Below are 19,465 nucleotides of genomic sequence, written 5' to 3' on the forward strand. Positions count from 1 at the left end.
AAAAGGCTGCATCCAAATGTTCCTGCCTCGCGTATATCCCTCATGCGCCGCCCGGAGTTGGATGGAATGAATGCACAAGCTGGACTACCCTCTGCCTACCGTGCGCAGTCCCGTCGCCCTCGTTCGAGAGCCTGGAGAAGCCCTATTTCCACCCATGATGCTGACCCGTTGCAGCCCTTGCTGGCCCAGTGCGCCCTGGGCAACCGCCAGGCGTTCGAAACCCTCTACCGCAGCGTTTCGCCACGGCTGCACGGCGTTGCGTTCCGGTTCATGGGGCGCACGGACCTGGCCGAAGAAGTGCTGCAGGAGGCCTTTGTGCGCATCTGGTACAACGCTTCGCGCTACGAGGCACACCTGGCGGCACCCATGACCTGGATGGTCAACATCACCCGCAACCTGGCCATCGACCAGTTGCGCAAACACCGCGAACAGCCCCTGGCCGACGGCCAGCAGGATGCAATGCTCGACGACAGCCCCAGCGCTCACGAACAGCTCGACAACGAACGGGAAGCGCGCGCCCTGAACCGCTGCCTCGATACGCTCGACGGCATGCAGCGCCAATCAATCACCGTGGCTTACTTCCAGGGCCTGTCGTGCTCGGAATTGGCCGAACACTTGGCCGCGCCTTTGGGCTCGGTCAAATCCTGGATTCGCCGCGGCATGGAGCGCCTGCGCAGGTGCCTTGAATCATGAACTACCACACCACCGCCCTGCGCCGCGCCCTGGCTGCCGATTACGCTATCGGCTTGATGCCTGCTACTGCCCGTCGGCGCTTCGACGCGCTGTTATTGGAAGACGCCGCGCTGCGCGTCGAACTTGGCCACTGGCAGGCTGCACTCGCCAGCCTGACCGGCGCACTGCCCGAGCGACCGGTGCCCGATCACGTATGGGCCGGCATCAAGGCGCGCATCGAGCCGCAGGTACTGCATGTGCCGGCGAAGAAACCGTTCTGGATGAGCTTTCGTGTGCTGGCGGCTGCCTGCGCGGTGGTCGTCGCGGTGCTGGTGGGTGTGCTTTATCAGCGTGATATCGGCGCCGAGTACAACGCCACGCTGGTCGCGGCTAACCAGCAACCGGCGCTGCAGATCCAGGCATTTGGCGATCACCTGCAAGTAGAGCCATTGACCTTGGCGGCGGTAGAGCCGACGCGCGCCCTGGAATTGTGGGTCATTGCGCCCGGTGGCAAACCGATCTCCCTGGGCCTGGTGCCTAGCTCGGGTAAAGGCCGAATCCAGTTGAGTGAAGAACAGCAGGCGCTGTTGACTGCCCCCGCGACCCTCGCTGTCAGCCTGGAGCCACAAGGCGGTTCGCCGACCGGCCAACCCACCGGCCCGGTTCTTTACCAAGGCGCACTGGCTACCCGCTGACACCACTCAATACCTGTGGGAGCGGGCTTGCTCGCGAAGGCGGTGTATCAGTTGATGAATGTGTTGACTGACACGCCGCCTTCGCGAGCAAGCCCGCTCCCACATTTGATCTTCATTGGCTGGGCGACTTTGAAATAACCAGCGGCTCAACAATAAGTAAATACGCTAAGAAACTGTCATTTATAACAGTAGCCAACTCCCTGTATCGCCCGCAGCATGAACCTCCTGCGCCCCACCGGAAGACATTCATGAAGCGCGCACTGCTTGCGGGTTTGTCTGCAATGACAGGGCTGATGGCCAATGCCATCGCGGCGACCTCAACCTGCCCACCGATCCAGAACATCAACCAAACCGCGATGACCGGCGGCGGCTACAGCTATGCAACCTCACAGCCGGGCGGGCTTACCTGGACAGGCGAAAACGCATTGGCTTCAGCGTCCGACCTGACCGACTCGACCTTTCATGATGCTCGATATGATGCGCGCACCAAAGACCTCACCTGCACCTACAAAGGCCCCATGAGCAACAACGCCAGCGTTTCGGTCACGCTCAAATCCATCAAAGAGTGGAACCGCACGCCTGTCGGTGACTGGAAAGGCAGCTATTGCGAAGACCCTGATGCGTCCCAGTGCGCATTCACCCATCAGTGACCCACATTTGATCTTCATCGGCCGGGCGACTTGCTCATGGCGATGGATGGCGCTTATAGTTCGGCGGTCGTCCACATGGCGACACGGGTTTGGCGACTCGGGTGAATGGTGCAAAAGCTTCTGCTTTTTTGCAGGTTCTTTTGCGTCCGCAATAGCTGCTTTCATGGTGGCTGTGCGCGGGAGACCTTCGGGTCTGCCGGTTCCATTCCCGGTTCGCCAACCTGCGTACAGCTGCCACCCAATCCGTTTGGCGACGGATAAGTGTGTAGCCCACCTCTACTTGAATGGGTTTTAAAACATGAACCGATACATGCCGCTCACCGGCCACGACAGCACCACCCCTTCCCTGCTTATCGACACCCAAGTCCCGCTGGACGTACTCCACGACGCCGCCGTCTACCGCATCCGCGCCGTCACCCAAGTCATGGAAAACCTCGCGTTTCGCGAGGGCTTGCAAACCGACAACCTCGTCCTCCAGGACTTCGCGCTGCTCTGTGCCATTCCATTGCGGGATGGGTGTGACTTGCTGGATGTCATCAGCCGACGTTTGCAGGCATAAGCAAACGCGTCAAAAGGGCGTCTCTGGACGCCCTTCTCAATAACGCACTTGATGCTAAATACAAGGATGAAACTAAAGCAGTGATTTGCAGTTATGAAGGCGATAGTGATAGTGATGCAGGTGTGCGAGTCACGTTAAAGCCCGTCAAAAACTGGGCAGCCGCCTCAGGCACTAGTTGGAAGAGCGTAGCGTGCAGGGCTTCTGATATTTCCAAGTGTTCATTTACTTACTCGAACTAAGTTCAAAGAGCAAAAAGGGCGACTAACAGTCGCCCTTTTTCATTCAGGCGGCACTGAACAAGTTATGCGGGTCTATCACTCACTTCTTTGGCACCGCGCCTCCTTCAGCGGGTTACCTGCACCTTGAACTTTCCAGCAACAGGATAGACGCCCTGCAACGTCGAGCCCAACAAACGCCGTATCTATAATTACCACCGCGCACCCTCAAGGCTCGGGAAAATGGCCATTCCAGTCATTAACTTTATAGAAGGCTAACATGGAACTATTTCCTACCCTGACATTTGAAACATTCGCTGCAATGCTTCACGCGCTAAGCAGTGGCCACGCAGTGCCTACCTCCCAAGAATGTCCTGTTGAGAGGGGTTATCAAAAATATGTATTCAACTTGGAAAGTAAAGAGGATGAAGATGAATGGGAGGTTGTGATCAAAGCGACCATTCCAGTCGTGCTTGACGATTGCAACGATCACCAAGACCCTGGCAATCAGCTCACAAAAGCCCCGCTTGGCTACTATTGGATGGACTATCCAGAACCAGGCGGTCAAACCAAAGTGGCTTGCTACGGATGGAAAGGAAAAATTGCCAATGTTCGCGTGGCTAACAATGTGGTTTCGTATAGCAGCCAGGCACCCATCGTGATTCACGCGGCTTACCCACTGCATATCTGGCATGAAGTAAGACGCAAAACGCCTACTGGAGAAACTTCCTCCGTGGAGCTACCTACCAGTTAATACCTGCACCCCCTGCAGGATTCCCCACGTTTGCGAAGTAAATAAAATGGCGACCTTGTGGGTCGCCATTTTTTCAATCATATATTTACGCCGCACTGAACAACTTGTGCGGATCAATCACAAACTTCTTCGGCACGCCCGCATCAAACTCGCCATAGCCACGTGGCGCGTCATCCAGGCTGATCACCTGCACACCGACAATTTCAGCAATGTTGATACGGTCCCACATGATCGCCTGCATCAGCTGGCGGTTGTACTTCATCACTGGCGTCTGCCCGGTGTGGAAGCTGTGGGATTTAGCCCAGCCCAAACCAAAGCGAATGCTCAGGCTGCCCATTTTTGCGGCGGCATCGACAGCGCCTGGGTCTTCGGTGACGTACAGGCCAGGAATACCGATCTTGCCTGCCACACGCACCACGCCCATCAGCGAGTTGAGCACGGTGGCCGGGGCTTCTGCCTTGGCGCCGTCATGCCCGTGGCCACGGGCTTCGAAGCCCACGCAGTCAACCGCACAGTCCACTTCCGGCTCGCCCAGCAGCGCGGCGATCTGTTCGTGCAGCGGGGTGTCGGTGGACAGGTCAACCACTTCAAACCCTTGCGCCTTGGCGTGGGCCAGGCGGATTGAATTGACGTCGCCGATGATCACCACGGCGGCACCCAGCAGGCGCGCCGAAGCGGCAGCGGCCAGGCCGACCGGGCCGGCGCCGGCGATGTACACCGTGCTGCCAGGGCCAACGCCCGCAGTCACGGCGCCGTGGTAACCGGTCGGGAGGATATCGGAGAGGCAGGTCAGGTCGCGGATTTTCTCCATGGCCTTGTCGCGGTCCGGCAGTTTCAGCAGGTTGAAGTCGGCATACGGCACCAGTACGTATTCGGCCTGGCCACCGGTCCAGTCGCCCATGTCGACATAGCCATAGGCACCACCGGCCCGCGCCGGGTTGACGGTCAGGCACACGCCGGTGTGTTGCTCTTTGCAGGAGCGGCAGCGGCCGCACGCTACGTTGAATGGCACCGAGACCAGGTCGCCGATTTTGAGGTTTTCGACGTCGCTGCCCTTTTCAATCACTTCGCCGGTGATTTCGTGACCGAGCACAAGGCCGGTCTGGGCGGTGGTACGGCCGCGCACCATGTGTTGGTCGGAGCCGCAGATGTTGGTGGAGACCACGCGCAGGATGACGCCGTGTTCAATCTTCCTGCCACGGGGGTCCTGCATTTTGGGATAGTCGATTTTTTGTACTTCGACCTTGCCGTTGCCGAGATACACGACACCACGATTACCAGACATGCTTTCACCTCGCTGTTGTTTTTATGGAACCGCGTTGCCCAGGCAGGCAGCGCGTTTAAGTGCTCGGGTACAGATGCTGTTTGTGCGTTGTTTGTAAGGGCCTCTTCGCGAGCAAGCCCGCTCCCACAGGGGAATGCATTCCAAGTGTGGGAGCGGGCTTGCTCGCGAAGGCGTCAGTCAGAGCACCACCGTGCGATTGGCATTGAGAAACACCCGCCGCTCAATGTGATACCCAACGGCCCGGGCCAATGTCAGCCCTTCGATATCGCGCCCCTTGGCAATCAAATCCTCTGGGTAGTGGCTGTGGTCCACCACCTCCACGCCCTGGGCGATGATCGGGCCTTCGTCCAGGTCGTTGTTGATGTAATGCGCCGTGGCGCCGACCAATTTCACACCCTTGTTGTACGCCTGGTGATACGGCTTGGCGCCCTTGAACCCCGGCAGCAACGAGTGGTGAATATTGATGGCCTTGCCATCGAGCTTGCGGCACAGCTCCGGCGACAGCACTTGCATGTAGCGCGCAAGAATCACCAGCTCGGCGCCGGTCTCTTCTATCACTTGCCACACCTGACGCTCCTGGGACGGTTTGTCGTTGGGGTCGAGGGGGAAATGGTAGTAGGGAATCTGGTGCCAGTCGGCCAATGGCTTGAGATCGGGGTGGTTGGAGACCACCGCAACCACGTCCATCGACAGCTGACCAATACGCTGGCGGTACAGCAGGTCATTGAGGCAGTGGTCGGCCTTGGAGACCATGATCACCACTTTTGGCCGGTAGTTCGGTGCAGTCAGCTCGAAGATCATGCCAAAGGCTTCACCGCGCGTGGCCAGGCCATCGCGGAAAGCCTGTTCATCGAAACCGTCGGGCTGGCGGAATTCGACGCGAATAAAAAACCGCGCCGAGAGGCGGTCATCGAACGAATGGTGCTCGGTGACGTAGCAGCCCTGTTCGAACAGGTAGCGGGTGACCGCGTCCACCGTGCCGAGCACGCTGGGGCAGTCGGCGGTCAAAATCCATGTATCGGGTGCGCGGCTCATAGTGCGTGACTCCTCAGGCTTGAACACTCAGGCCGAACTCAGCCGATGCATCCTGCAGCCACAACCACCAGTAATCCGAGAAGCTGCGACGAATCACCAGCTCCCAGGTGTCTTCGGCGGTGTGACGGATTACCAGCTGCGACTTGGCGAACACCGTGCCCACCGCCTTGCCCACCGGGAAGTTGTTGGGGTGCACGTCGTAGCTGGTGGATTTCATCAGCACATCGCGCACGTTCGGCCCGCTGAGTTCGAGGATCTGCTGGCCGCCGCTGACATTGACGATCTGGATGTGCAGGTCGCCCAGGGCGGCACGCAGGTTTTGCTCGGCGGCGAATTCTTCACCGCTCGGCACCACCAGCAACCACTCATCCGGGCCGAGCCATTGCAGGCTGGTCTCGCCGTTGACGATGACCTGCAGGGCGCCGGGCAACTCGATGCCCAGGGCCTTGTGTACGCCGGCGGCGAAGGCCGCGTCATGGCCATCGCCACGAATCGTCAGGTGGCCGAGAAGTTTCTTTTCACGCACGGTCACCCCGGCGTTTTTGCGGCCCTTGCCGACCAGGCTGGCGAGGTCGGCATGGTGCAGCGACGACTCGGCCTTGGCGCCGGTGGTGGGGCGTTGTTGGTATACGTTGGCTGCTGTCATATAGCACCTTTCCTAATTCTGTTGTGCGGCTACTGGCGTCTTCGCGAGCAAGCCCGCTCCCACATTTGGAATGCATTCCCCTGTGGGAGCGGGCTTGCTCGCGAAGGCCGCGACTCGGTCTGTCAGATGTTCTGGCGTTCGCCTTTCGGGTCAAAGAACACCGAAGACACAATCTCCGCCTCGATCACGCTGCCATCCGCCTGAGGCGAAAACACCCGCTCGCCGATGCGCTTCAAGCCGCCCTTCACCACCGCCATCGCAAACGAGTAACCCAGCGAGTTATGCGCATAGCTTGAGGTGACGTGGCCGACCATCTTCATCGGGATCGTCTGCTTCGGATCCAGCACCAGCTGCGCGCCTTCCGGCAGCCACACGGTCGGATCAATCGGCTTCAAGCCCACCAGTTGCTTACGCTCCTCACGCACGCAGTCTTCACGGTTCATCCCGCGCCAGCCGATCCACGAGAACGGTTTGGTGCGGCCTACGCACCAACCCATGTTCAGGTCGTCCGGGGTCATCGAGCCGTCGGTGTCTTGGCCGACGATGATGAAGCCCTTCTCGGCGCGCAGTACGTGCATGGTCTCGGTGCCGTACGGGGTCAGGTTGTACTTTTTGCCGGCCTCGACGATCTGTTCGAGCACGCCCATGGCGTAGTCGGCCTGCACGTTGACTTCGTACGACAGCTCGCCGGTAAACGAGATACGGAACACCCGCGCCGGCACGCCGCCAACCAGGCCTTCTTTCCAGGTCATGAACGGGAAGCCGTCCTTGTCCAGGTCGATGTCGGTGACTTCGCTCAACAGCTTGCGGCTATTGGGGCCGGACAAGGTCATGGTCGCCCAGTGGTCGGTGACCGAGGTGAAGTACACCTTGAGGTCCGGCCATTCGGTTTGTTGGTAGATTTCCAGCCACTGCAGTACGCGCGCCGCGCCGCCGGTGGTGGTGGTCATCAGGAAGTGGTTGTCGGCGATGCAGGCGGTGACGCCGTCGTCGAAGACCATGCCGTCTTCTTTGCACATCAGGCCGTAGCGGGCCTTGCCCACGTCGAGCTTGGTCCAGGCGTTGCTGTAGATGCGGTTGAGGAACTCGCGGGCATCCGGGCCTTGAATGTCGATCTTGCCGAGGGTCGACGCGTCCAGCAGGCCGACGCTGTCGCGCACAGCCAGGCATTCGCGTTTTACGGCGGCGTGCAGGTCTTCACCGTTACGCGGGAAGTACCACGGGCGTTTCCACTGGCCGACGTCTTCAAACTCGGCGCCGTTTTTCACGTGCCAGGCTTGCAGCGCGGTGTAGCGCACCGGTTCAAAGATGTGCCCACAATGGCGGCCCGCCACGGCGCCGAAAGTCACCGGCGTGTAGTTGGGGCGGAACATGGTGGTGCCCATCTGCGGGATGGTCACGTTCAGCGAACGCGCGGCAATCGCCAGGCCGTTGACGTTACCCAGCTTGCCCTGGTCGGTGCCGAAGCCCAGCGCGGTGTAGCGCTTAACGTGTTCGACCGACTCGAACCCTTCGCGGGTCGCCAGTTCGATGGCGGCGGCAGTCACGTCGTTTTGCAGGTCGACAAATTGCTTCGGCGCCCGTGCAGTGGCTTTCTCGTGAGGCACCTGGAACAGCGCCAAGGTCGGCTCTTCCAGACGGCTCAAGGCTTTGGGCAGTGTGCCTTCTACCGGCGCGAAACCGGCTTCGCTGGCCGCGCGCACGCCACCTTCAAAACCATCTGCCAGGGAATCGCCGAGGCCGTAGACGCCGTTGATGCCACCGACGCATACGCGTTTTTGCGGTGCTTCGCCCGGTACGAAACCGAGGATGTCTTCACGCCAGGTCGGCTTGCCGCCCAGGTGCGAAGCCAAGTGAACCACCGGGCTGTAGCCACCGGAGCTGGCGACCAGGTCGCACTCCAGCCACTCGCCGGGGCTGGTGACTTTGTGGGCTTTGACGTCGATGGCCGCGACGCGGGCGCCGGTTACGTGTTTGCTGCCACGCGCTTCGATCACGGCACTGCCGGTAAGGATACGAATGCCTTTGGCGCGGGCTTCTTCAACCAGTGCGCCGCGTGGGTTGTGGCGCGCATCGGCCACGGCCACCACCGTGAGGCCAGCGTCGAACCAGTCCAGTGCCACGCGGTAGGCGTGATCGTTGTTAGTCGACAGCAGCAGTTTTTTGCCGGGTGCCACGCCGTAGCGACGCACGTAAGTGGAGACCGCGCCAGCGAGCATGTTGCCCGGCACGTCGTTGTTGCCGTACACCAGCGGGCGCTCGCAGGCACCGGTCGCCAGCACCACACGCTTGGCGCGCACGCGGTGGATACGCTGACGCACCACGCCAATCGGCGCGCGGTCACCGAGGTGATCGGTGAGGCGTTCGTGAATGGTCAGGAAGTTATGGTCGTGGTAGCCGTTGACCGTCGCGCGGGGCAGCAGCACCACATCGTGCAAGGCTTTGAGCTCAGCAACCACGCTGGCAACCCATTCGGCCGCTGGCTTGCCGTCGAGGCTTTCGCGCGAGTCCAGCAAGGAGCCGCCGAACTCTTCCTGCTCATCGGCAATGATCACCCGAGCGCCACTGCGCGCGGCGGCCAGCGCCGCGGCCAAACCGGCAGGGCCTGCGCCCACGATCAGCACGTCGCAATGACGGTTGAAGTTGTCATAGGTGTCCGGGTCGTTCTCGGTCGGCGAGCGGCCAAGGCCTGCAGCCTTACGGATGTACTTCTCGTAGGTCATCCAGAACGATTGCGGGTACATGAAGGTTTTGTAGTAGAAACCCGGCGGCATCAGCTTGCCGCCGACCTTGCCAAGAATGCCCATCATGTCGTTGTTCACGCTCGGCCAGCCGTTGGTGCTGGTGGCGACCAAGCCCTGGTACAGCGCCTGTTGCGTGGCGCGCACGTTGGGAATCTGGGTGGCTTCGGTGGCGCCGATCTGCAGCACCGCGTTGGGCTCCTCGCAGCCGGCAGCAAAGATGCCGCGAGGCCGCGAGTACTTGAAGCTGCGGCCAATAATGTCGACACCGTTGGCCAGCAGTGCAGCGGCCAGGGTGTCGCCCTCAAAGCCTTTGTAGCTCTGGCCGTTGAAGGTAAACGTCAGGGCTTTATTGCGGTCGATGCGGCCACCGTTGGACAGGCGATTGATCTGGCTCATACCTTCTCTCCAGAAGCCTTGGCGGTGAATTGCGGCTTCTCGCCGATCTTGTAGGTTTCAAGAATTTCGTAGGTCAGCGTGTCGCGCGTGGCGTTGAAGTATTGGCGGCAACCGGCGGCGTGAATCCACAGCTCGTGGTGCAGGCCGCGCGGGTTATCGCGAAAGAACATGTAGTCGCCCCACTCTTCATCGGTGCAGGCATTCGGGTCCAGCGGGCGCGGGATGTGCGCTTGGCCGGACGCGTGGAATTCCTCTTCGGAGCGCAGCTCAAAGCAGTGAGGACAGAAGATATGCAACATAGGAAATTTCTCCTGTTAGTGGGCGACGGCCGCAGCGCCGTGTTCGTCGATCAACGCACCGTTGTGGAAACGGTCGATGGAGAAAGGTGCGGCCAGTGGGTGCATTTCACCCTTGGCCAGGCTCGCGGCAAATACGTTGCCTGAGCCTGGCGTGGCCTTGAAGCCACCGGTGCCCCAACCGCAGTTGAAGAACATGTTCGGCACCGGGGTCTTGGAGATGATCGGGCAGGCGTCCGGCGTGGTGTCGACGATGCCGCCCCACTGGCGGTTCATGCGCACGCGCGACAGCACCGGGAACATCTCGACGATGGCCTGGATAGTGTGTTCGATCACCGGGTACGAGCCGCGCTGGCCGTAGCCGTTGTAGCCGTCGATACCGGCGCCGATCACCAGGTCGCCCTTGTCGGACTGGCTGATGTAGCCGTGCACAGCGTTAGACATGATCACGCTGTCGATGATTGGCTTGATCGGCTCAGACACCAACGCTTGCAGCGGGTGGGATTCGATCGGCAGGCGGAAACCGGCGAGCGAAGCCATGTGGCCCGAGTTACCGGCCGTCACCACGCCGACGCGCTTGGCGCCGATAAAGCCCTTGTTGGTTTCTACGCCGATGCACACGCCGTTTTCCTTACGGAAGCCGATCACTTCGGTCTGCTGGATCAAGTCCACACCGAGTGCGTCCGCAGCACGCGCAAAGCCCCAGGCCACGGCATCGTGACGGGCCACGCCGCCGCGACGTTGCACGGTGGCGCCGAGTACCGGGTAGCGGGTGTTTTTCGAGCAGTCGAGGTACGGGATCTCGTCGGCGACTTGTTTGGCATTGAGCAGTTCGCCGTCGACGCCGTTGAGGCGGTTGGCGCTCACGCGACGCTCGGAATCACGGATGTCTTGCAGGGTGTGGCACAGGTTGTAAACGCCACGCTGGGAGAACATCACGTTGTAGTTCAGGTCCTGGGACAGGCCTTCCCACAGTTTCATCGCGTGTTCGTAGAGGTGCGCCGACTCGTCCCACAGGTAGTTGGAGCGCACGATGGTGGTGTTGCGCGCGGTGTTACCGCCGCCCAGCCAGCCCTTTTCAACCACGGCCACGTTGGTGATGCCGTGCTCTTTGGCCAGGTAATAGGCGGTCGCCAGACCATGCCCGCCGCCGCCGACGATGACCACGTCGTAGACCTTTTTAGGCGTGGGCGTGCGCCACATTTTCTGCCAGTTTTCGTGGTGGCTGAGTGAGTGTTTGAAGAGGCCGAAGCCCGAGTAGCGTTGCATAGTCATTACTCCAAAACCGCGCTCAGCGATAAACCGGGAAATCAGCGCACAGGGCAGACACGTGCTTGGCCACGTTGGCCTCGACATCGGCGTCGCCGAGGTTATCGAGGATGTCGCAGATCCAACCGGCCAGCTCAATGCATTGCGGTACTTTGAAGCCGCGTGTGGTCACCGCCGGGGTGCCGATGCGCAGGCCCGAGGTCACGAACGGCGACTGCGGGTCGTTCGGCACGGCGTTCTTGTTGACGGTGATGTGGGCGCGACCGAGGGCGGCGTCCGCCTCTTTGCCGGTGAGGCCCTGGCGAATCAGGCTGACCAGGAACAGGTGGTTGTCGGTGCCGCCGGACACCACATCGTAGCCACGTTTGATAAACACGCTGGCCATGGCCTGGGCGTTGTCGATCACTTGTTGTTGATAAACCTTGAAGCCCGGCTCCGCCGCTTCCTTGAAGCACACGGCCTTGCCGGCGATCACATGCATCAGCGGGCCGCCCTGGGCGCCGGGGAACACCGCAGAGTTGAGTTTCTTTTCAATTTCTTCGTTGGCACGGGCCAAGATCAAACCGCCACGTGGACCGCGCAGAGTCTTGTGGGTAGTGGTGGTGACCACATCGGCGTAGGGCAGCGGGTTCGGGTACAGACCAGCAGCCACCAGGCCGGCGACGTGGGCCATGTCAACAAACAGCAGCGCGCCAACCTTGTCGGCGATTGCGCGAAAGCGTGGGAAATCCAGGGTTTTGGAGTAGGCGGAGAAACCAGCCACGACCATCTTCGGCTTGTGCTCGACGGCCAGGCGCTCGACTTCGTCGTAGTCGATCAAGCCGGTGTCGGTATTGATGCCGTATTGCACAGCGTTGTACAGCTTGCCCGAGGACGACACTTTGGCGCCGTGGGTCAGGTGGCCACCGTGGGCCAGGCTCATGCCAAGGAGGGTGTCGCCGGCGTTCAGCAGCGCCAGGTACACCGCGCTGTTGGCCGACGAGCCCGAGTGCGGCTGCACGTTGGCGTAGTCGGCGCCGAACAGCTGCTTGGCGCGCTCAATGGCCAGGGCTTCAACCTTGTCCACGTGCTCGCAGCCGCCGTAGTAGCGCTTGCCTGGGTAGCCTTCGGCGTATTTGTTGGTGAGGCCGCTGCCTTGAGCTTCCATCACGCGTTTGCTGGTGTAGTTCTCGGACGCGATCAGCTCGATATGATCTTCCTGACGCTGCTCCTCGGCATTCATCGCCGCCAGCAAGGCGTCGTCATATCCCTGGATCTGGTCTTTTTTGCTGAACATCGCGTCTCTCCCAGCCTTTCGTATTGTTGAGGCCCGTGCAGAGCCCTTTGATGCGATGGTAGGGCTGGTGCAGACAGGTCAAATGCCTACGGACGCCACGCAAAGGTGCGTTTACGACATGGCCTGGCGTGCAGGCGCATAAAGCGCTGAGATCGCGCGTCACACCGGGAGCCGTAAACAAAAACCGCGGCGTTGGCGCGCACAACACAAAAAAATAGCTACGCTTGCCAATCAAACAGCGCCAGCTCATGCATTCGACGCGTTCACCGTTTAATCGAAAAGATTGAACGCCACACCCCGTCGAGGCATGCAGGCATGGCGCTGCTTAACCAAGTTATTGATATCTGCAAACGCCTGGCGCCCCATGGCTGGCACACCTTATTGCGTCACCACGGTCTGGACATCCTGGCGCCCAACCTTGAGGCCGAACTGGGTAAAACGCTCAATACAGACCGCACACGCCAAGGTTTTGAAGACTTTGCCTTGACCGGCACACGGGGCATTGAGCCTGGCAAACCGGCACACAGCCTGCTGTATCACGCGCTGGCCAATGCCAATGTGACCACCGACGCCGCTGGCAACCCTCTTCAGGCCTACCCAACCCCGGCAGAACTGGAAACCGTCCTCAACTACGTCTACGGCCGCCAGCCGCCCAGCCTTGCGCAACTGCAGGCGCGTGCCAATGGGCGCCCCATGGCGGTGGTGGTGTTCGCGGTTGAGTACCGCCCGGCATCGGATACGGTGCACAAAGTGCATGCCGATCTGTGTTTTTCGCGAACCGGCATAGCACGGGTGGGCACTACGGCGCCGTTGTACGACGCAAAAAGCAGAGGTTTCCTGCCGTTTGTAGAAGGTGAAGATCACGCAATTCGAGTGTTGCCAGCGCGCTACAGCGCCTACATCGCGGTCCAGCTGAAGGGCGACCGCGCCAACTTCGGCCCCATGCGCTTTGGCGCACCCGATGCAGCCAATGATTTCTGGGTGCCGCTGCATAAACTGTTCAGCGGCAACGCGTGCATTGCTGGCATGACGCTGGCCGTTGAGCTCCAGGCACTGCACAAAAACGAGAAATTACGCCGCATACACCTGGAGTTGGCGCCAGATTCCGGCTGGGGCGAACCCCATATCAGCCAACCTCCGTTCATCACCACTGAAGGCCTCGCGGACTGGCTGCCCGAGCTCGCGTATGGCCCTGGGCTCATGGCTGCCCTACCCCATAAACGCCTGACGGAGGCTGCCCAATACCAGGGCAAGCCTTTGACGTTCAATGTACCTGAGGACCCCAGCCTCCTGGTTTCCAGCTTGGCGCTGGACGAAAATGCGCCGGAATACGTGCATATTCGCCACAAAGTCGATGACGCTGGCAACATCATCAACCTCAATCGCCGGCCAGACATGCTGGATGAGTTGCAGAAGGGTAATTTCAAAGCCCTTCACTACGTGGACTTTACCGCCGATGGCCGAATTCAAGCCCAGTGCGTAGCGTTAGACGCCGCCATTGCACGACGCGTGGCCGCGTATTCATTGGTCTGCCCCCCTGACTTTTATCCCCTGTGCAAGCAGCGACACCTGATGGAATGGCTCGAAAGCATGGACCGGCTTGCTCAGTTCACCATTTTCCGTATACGACCGCGGTGCCTGTCCGACTCTCGTCTGCCCGCCAATATTCAGTCTTTTCCCGAGTCTTTCTCCAGTACAGACGTCAGCATGACTGCCATTGTTGCCCAGTTTAATACCTCGCCTGACGTGGCTGCGCCCCAGCCAAACGTCGCGTCTGCAAGGTGCGCTTCATACCTCCCTGATGCAGGAGCAGGCGTATACGCACCCGGCTGGGATGTTGGCGTCGTTGATCACCAAACCAATTTGGGCGACGTAAGACACTTGGCGGCTTACAGGCTGGGTAGTCCATTCCCCGAAGATGCCAAGCTGTGCGCCGCACTGAGTTCATTCTGGCCCGCCGTTGCACCCGACTCAGCGCAATCCTATGAACCGAATGCCGGTGCTGGCCCGACCATCAAACCGATGCTGGATCAGGAGATCGGCAAAAATGCCGGGTTCCCCTGGGATGGCGTAGCGGCAGCGAAAAAATATATCGCCAGAAGCGCTACACATAGGGCTTACGAGGCATACCGCTACGCCGACTACACCGAGAACGCGCTCAATGGAAAGTTCTCGCTGGCACTGACGGGTAAAGTCGACTCGCAGGAATATCAACGGCGTGTCGATGCCTTCCGGCGAGTCAGGCTGTCATTGGGCGCCACGTCCAACCAGTGGTTTATCGACTCGCTCAACACTGCAACACCAGGCGATTCCAACGTAGTCGCGGTTAATACGAACGGGTCAGTTACGCCGACTGACTTCGGCTATCGGTTTGAAGTGTTTCGCTATGAACGGGTTATCTCACCCGCGTTCAACCAAGTTCATATCAAACTAACCGAAACGTTTACTTACCTTGTATGGCCCCAGGTTGTCTTGCGTCAGCAGGGTGTTAAACCTTGGCAGCGCGTTTAGGTAGCGAGGACCACCGGCATGGACTTACTTAACCACGTTACCGATCTCTGCAAACGCCTGGCACCTCATGGGTGGCACACCCTGTTGCTTCACCACGGTCTCGACATCCTGGCGCCCGACCTTGAAGCCGAAATGGGTAAAACGCTGACTCCAGACCGTACGCGCCCAGGCTTTGAGGACTTCGCCTTGAGTGGGACACGGGGCATTGAAGCCGGCCAACCCGCCTCCAGCCTGCTCTACCACGCACTGGCCAACGCCAACGTAACAACCGACGCCAGCGGCAACCCACTCCAGGCTTACGCCACGCCGGCAGAACTCGAAACCGTCCTCAACTACGTTTACGGCAGGCAGCCGCCCAGCCTTGCGCAACTGCAGGCGCGGGCCAATGGGCGCCCCTTGGCGGTGGTGGTTTTCGCAGTCGAATACCGCCCGGCGCCGGACACGGTACACAAGGTTCAGACCGATCTGTGTTTTTCGCGCACCGGCATCGCGCGGGTGGGTACTAAGGCTCCGTTGTACAACGCGCCAAGCCGAGGGTTCCTGCCATTTGCAGAAGGGGAAAATCACGCTATTCGAGTGCTTCCTGCACGTTACAGCGCCTACATCGCGGTCCAGCTCAAAGGTGACCGCGCCCATTTCGGCCCCATGCGCTTTGGCGCAAAAGACGCAACCGAAGATTTCTGGGTGCCGCTGCATAAATTGTTCAGCGGCACCGAGTGCATCGCCGGCATGACGCTGGATGTTGCCCTCCAGGCCCAGCACAAAAACGAGAAATTGCGCCGTATACACCTGGCGTTGGGTTCAGGTTCCGGCTGGGGCGAACCTCATATCAGCCAACCGCCCTTTGTTATTACCCAAGGCCTCGCCGACTGGCTGCCTGAGCCAGCCTATGGCCCTGGATTAATGGCCCCCAGGCCGCACAATTATTTGGCTGAAGTTGCCCGATACCAGGGTGAACCGTTGACGTTCAATGTCCCGGACAACCCGCCACTTTTTGCGTCGAACTTGGCAATCATCGGCAATGCTCCAGAAAACGTGCATATTCGCCATAAAGTCAATGAGGCAGGTAACGTCATCAATCTCAATCATCGGCGAGACATGCTTGCCGAGTTGCAGAAGGGCAATTTCAGCGCCTTGCATTACCTCGACTTTACTGCCGATGGGTGGGTTCAAGCCCAATGCGCAGCGTTGGACACCGCTATTCCACAGCGTGTGGCCGCGTACTCATTGATCTGCGCACCTGACTTTTATCCCCTGATCCAACAGCGCCACCTGGTGGAATGGCTCGAAAGCATCAACCAGGATGCTCGGGCCTCGTACTTCAACGTAGAACCGACCTGCCTGTCCGACTCGCGGCTCCCGGCCAATATTCAATCTTTTCCGAATTCTTTTTCCAGTACGGACCTCAGCATTACAGCGATCGTTGCCCAACTAAATAACCTACCCGCCCCTGCGACACCACGTCCGAGCGTCGCATCTGCACAGCGTGCCTCGTGTCTTCCTGATGCAGGCGCAGGGGTATTCGCTCCGGGATGGGATATAGGCACCGCTACTCAAGAACCCGCATTGGGTGACGCAATACACCTTGCGGCCTACAGGCTAGGTAGCCCGTTTCCCGAGAATGCAAAGATCTGTGCTGCAATGAGTTCATTCTGGCCCGCCATTTCGCCGGACTCAGGGCAAATCTATGAACCGAATGGCGGTGCCGGTCCGACCATCAATCCGATGCTGGACCAGGAGATCGGCAACAATGCCGGGTTCCCCTGGGATGGTGTACCGGCAGCGAAAAAATACGTCGCCAATAACGCGCCCCACAGGGCCTATGAGACCCTCCAATACACCGACTACACGGAAAACGCGCTCAACGGAAAGTTCTCGCTGGCGCTGACGGGCAAAGTCGACACGCAGGAGTACCGACGTCGAATCGAGGCCTTACGGCAAGTCAGAAACTCACTCGAGGGCTACGACGATGACGACGACGATGCGTTTGATTGGTTTATCGACTCTTTCAACACGGCCACATTGGATGAATCCAAAATAGCCACGCTCAACACGGGCGTGACAGTGACAGCAGATGAAATAGGCTATCGACTTAAAGTATTCCGCTGTAAACGGGTTGAACCGCGCACGTTCGACCTGGCCAATGTCCAGTTAACCGAGACGTTTACGTACCTCGTATGGCCAAACGTTATCTTGCGCCAACAGGGCATTAAACCCTGGCAGCGCGTTTAGGCATCGAGGCATACAGGCATGGCTTTAATTAACCACGTTATCGACCTCTGCAAACGCCTGGCGCCCCATGGCTGGCACACCTTATTACGTCACCACGGCCTGGACATCCTGGCGCCCAACCTTGAAGCCGAACTGGGTAAAACGCTGAATCCAGACCGCACACGTCAAGGTTTTGAAGACTTTGCCTTGACCGGCACACGGGGCATTGAACCCGGCAAACCCGCCTCCAGCCTGCTCTACCACGCACTGGCCAATGCCAATGTGACCACCGACGCCAGCGGCAACCCCCTCCTGGCTTACCCCACGCCGGCAGAACTCGAAACCGTCCTCAACTACGTGTATGGCCGCCAGCCGCCCAGCCTTGCGCAACTGCAGGCGCGCGCCAATGGGCGGCCCATGGCGGTGGTGGTCTTCGCGGTTGAGTACCGCCCGGCACCGGACACGGTGCACAAGGTGCATGCCGATCTGTGTTTTTCGCGAACCGGCATAGCGCGGGTGGGCACTACGGCGCCGTTGTACGACGCAAAAAACAGAGGCTTCCTGCCGTTTGTAGATGGGGAAAATCACGCGATTCGCGTCTTGCCCGCGCGCTACAGTGCCTATGTTGCAGTCCAGCTTAAAGGCGACCGCGCCAGTTTCGGCCCCATGCGCTTTGGCCAAAATGACGCAACCAATGATTTCTGGGTGCCGCTGCATAAACTGTTCAGCGGCAACGCGTGCATTGCTGGCATGACACTTGACGTTAAGCTCCTGGCACAGCACAAAAACGAGAAATTACGCCGTATACACTTGGCGTTGGGAGCCGGTTCGGGCTGGGCGGAACCCCATATCAGCCAGCCGCCCTTCGTTATGACTGAAGGCCTCGCAGCCTGGCTGCCCGAGCCTGTATATGGCCAAGGATTAATCGCCCCCATTCCCCATAAACATCTGATTGAAGCCGCTCGATACCAGGACAAACTGTTGACATTCAATGTGCCTGACAGTCCTGGCATTCTGGTTTCCAGCTTGGCAATTAACGGTAATGCCCCCGATTTTGTGCACATTCGTCATAAAGTCGATGACACGGGCAACGTGATCAACATGAATCGGCGACCCAACATGCTTAGCGAGTTGAGGAAGGGTAATTTCAAGGCCCTGCACTATCTGGATTTCACAGGCGATGGCTGGATTCAAGCCCACTGCACGGCTCTGGACGCCGCGATTCCACAACGCGTGGCCGCCTACTCACTGATCTGCGCACCGGACTTTTACCCCCTTTGCGACCAGCGACACCTGCTGGAATGGCTCGAAAGCATGGGCGGAGTTGCTCAGTTCACGGTCTTTTCTGTTCGTCCGCGATGCCTGTCCGACTCGCGTTTCCCGGCCAATATCCAGTCTTTTCCAGAGTCCTTTTCCAGCACCGACGTCAGCATGACGGCAATTGTTGGCCAATTTAATAGCTCGCCGGCCTCTGCTACGCCCCTGACACCGACTGTCACATCAGCAAGGTGTGCCTCGCATCTTACTGATTCAGGAGCCGGGGTGTTCGCACCCGGCTGGGACGTTGGCATCTCTGAACTGGACGACGTAACGCACCTGGCTTCTTACAGGCTAGGTAGCCCATTCCCCGAGGATGCCAAACTTTGCGCAGCCCAGAGTTCTTTTTGGCCCGCCGTTGCGCCGGATTCTGCGCAATCCTATGAACCGGGAGGCAGAGCCGGGCCGACCATCAAGCCGATGCTGGATCAGGAAATCGGAAAGAAAACCGGCTTGCCCTGGGATGGCGTACCCGCAGCGACAAGCTATATCGCAAATGGCGTGACACATAGGGCCTACGAGACTTATCTCTACACCGATTACGTGGAAAACGCGCTAAACACGAAATTCTCGCTGGCGCTGACGGGTAAAGTCGACTCACAGGAATATCAACGTCGCATTGATGCCTGGCGCAGAGTCAGACGTTCATTGGGAAACACCGCAAGGGATTGGTTTATCGACTCGTTCAACCCTGCAACGCCTGACGACTACACAGTTGTCACGGCAAACACAGACTTGCCAGCGACGTCCTATGGCATAGGTTATCGACTTGAAATGTTCCGCTTTACTCCAGCGCAATCACCGGCGTTCGACCAAACACGTATCAAACTGACCGAGACGTTTACGTACCTCGTATGGCCAAACGTTATCTTGCGCCAACAGGGCATTAAACCCTGGCAGCGCGTTTAGGCACGTACAAACGATGCTTAGATCA

The 19,465-nt window shown here is 59.4% G+C and carries 15 protein-coding genes; 8 read left to right on the forward strand and 7 right to left on the reverse strand.

Annotated features, from left to right (window positions below):
- Positions 1-66 precede the first annotated feature (66 nt).
- From ACA065_RS28200 to ACA065_RS28220, 5 genes are all read left to right on the forward strand, one after another.
- Positions 67-693, forward strand: a complete 627-nt coding sequence (locus tag ACA065_RS28200) for an RNA polymerase sigma factor (RefSeq protein WP_497692400.1) — start codon at positions 67-69, stop codon at positions 691-693.
- Positions 690-1,367 carry an anti-sigma factor gene (locus ACA065_RS28205; protein ID WP_497692401.1) on the forward strand — a complete coding sequence of 226 codons (678 nt, stop codon included), beginning with the start codon at positions 690-692 and terminating at the stop codon, positions 1,365-1,367. Before ACA065_RS28200 ends, ACA065_RS28205 begins: the two co-directional genes overlap by 4 nt.
- A gap of 248 nt (positions 1,368-1,615) precedes the next feature.
- A complete protein-coding gene (locus ACA065_RS28210; protein ID WP_497692402.1) occupies positions 1,616-2,017 on the forward strand; it encodes a hypothetical protein in 402 nt (133 codons plus the stop codon).
- A gap of 298 nt (positions 2,018-2,315) precedes the next feature.
- A complete protein-coding gene (locus tag ACA065_RS28215) occupies positions 2,316-2,576 on the forward strand; it encodes a hypothetical protein (RefSeq protein WP_414188169.1) in 261 nt (86 codons plus the stop codon).
- Positions 2,577-3,071: 495 nt separating this feature from the next.
- A complete protein-coding gene (locus ACA065_RS28220; protein ID WP_497692403.1) occupies positions 3,072-3,545 on the forward strand; it encodes an ecotin family protein in 474 nt (157 codons plus the stop codon).
- An 85-nt stretch (positions 3,546-3,630) separates the two neighbouring features.
- Here ACA065_RS28220 and fdhA read toward each other — a convergent pair whose 3' ends face one another.
- From fdhA to glyA, 7 genes are all read right to left on the reverse strand, one after another.
- Positions 3,631-4,830 carry a formaldehyde dehydrogenase, glutathione-independent gene (gene fdhA / locus ACA065_RS28225; RefSeq protein WP_094949511.1) on the reverse strand — a complete coding sequence of 400 codons (1,200 nt, stop codon included), beginning with the start codon at positions 4,828-4,830 and terminating at the stop codon, positions 3,631-3,633.
- Positions 4,831-5,007: 177 nt separating this feature from the next.
- Positions 5,008-5,865 (reverse strand): formyltetrahydrofolate deformylase, encoded by an 858-nt coding sequence (gene purU / locus ACA065_RS28230; protein ID WP_497692404.1) that lies wholly within the window; start codon positions 5,863-5,865, stop codon positions 5,008-5,010.
- A gap of 13 nt (positions 5,866-5,878) precedes the next feature.
- Positions 5,879-6,511 (reverse strand): sarcosine oxidase subunit gamma, encoded by a 633-nt coding sequence (locus tag ACA065_RS28235; RefSeq protein ID WP_497692405.1) that lies wholly within the window; start codon positions 6,509-6,511, stop codon positions 5,879-5,881.
- Positions 6,512-6,633: 122 nt separating this feature from the next.
- Positions 6,634-9,651, reverse strand: coding sequence for a sarcosine oxidase subunit alpha (locus ACA065_RS28240; RefSeq protein WP_497692406.1), 3,018 nt, complete (start codon positions 9,649-9,651; stop codon positions 6,634-6,636).
- Positions 9,648-9,950, reverse strand: coding sequence for a sarcosine oxidase subunit delta (locus ACA065_RS28245; RefSeq protein WP_034116139.1), 303 nt, complete (start codon positions 9,948-9,950; stop codon positions 9,648-9,650). The genes ACA065_RS28240 and ACA065_RS28245 overlap by 4 nt, the downstream gene beginning before the upstream one ends.
- Positions 9,951-9,965: 15 nt before the next feature.
- Positions 9,966-11,216, reverse strand: a complete 1,251-nt coding sequence (locus tag ACA065_RS28250; protein WP_010207084.1) for a sarcosine oxidase subunit beta — start codon at positions 11,214-11,216, stop codon at positions 9,966-9,968.
- A gap of 22 nt (positions 11,217-11,238) precedes the next feature.
- Positions 11,239-12,492, reverse strand: coding sequence for a serine hydroxymethyltransferase (gene glyA, locus ACA065_RS28255; protein WP_497692407.1), 1,254 nt, complete (start codon positions 12,490-12,492; stop codon positions 11,239-11,241).
- A gap of 315 nt (positions 12,493-12,807) precedes the next feature.
- Here glyA and ACA065_RS28260 point away from each other — a divergent pair, with 315 nt between their 5' ends.
- From ACA065_RS28260 to ACA065_RS28270, 3 genes are read left to right on the forward strand one after another with little or no spacing between them, the layout of a single operon-like run.
- Complete coding sequence (locus ACA065_RS28260; protein ID WP_497692408.1) at positions 12,808-15,003, forward strand: hypothetical protein; 2,196 nt, start codon at positions 12,808-12,810, stop codon at positions 15,001-15,003.
- 18 nt (positions 15,004-15,021) lie between these two features.
- Positions 15,022-17,235 carry a hypothetical protein gene (locus ACA065_RS28265; protein ID WP_497692409.1) on the forward strand — a complete coding sequence of 738 codons (2,214 nt, stop codon included), beginning with the start codon at positions 15,022-15,024 and terminating at the stop codon, positions 17,233-17,235.
- 18 nt (positions 17,236-17,253) lie between these two features.
- Positions 17,254-19,440: a hypothetical protein gene (locus tag ACA065_RS28270; protein WP_497692410.1), complete on the forward strand. Its 2,187-nt coding sequence runs from the start codon at positions 17,254-17,256 to the stop codon at positions 19,438-19,440.
- The last annotated feature ends 25 nt before the right edge of the window (positions 19,441-19,465 follow it).

This window comes from Pseudomonas sp. LBUM1640, from assembly GCF_059716225.1.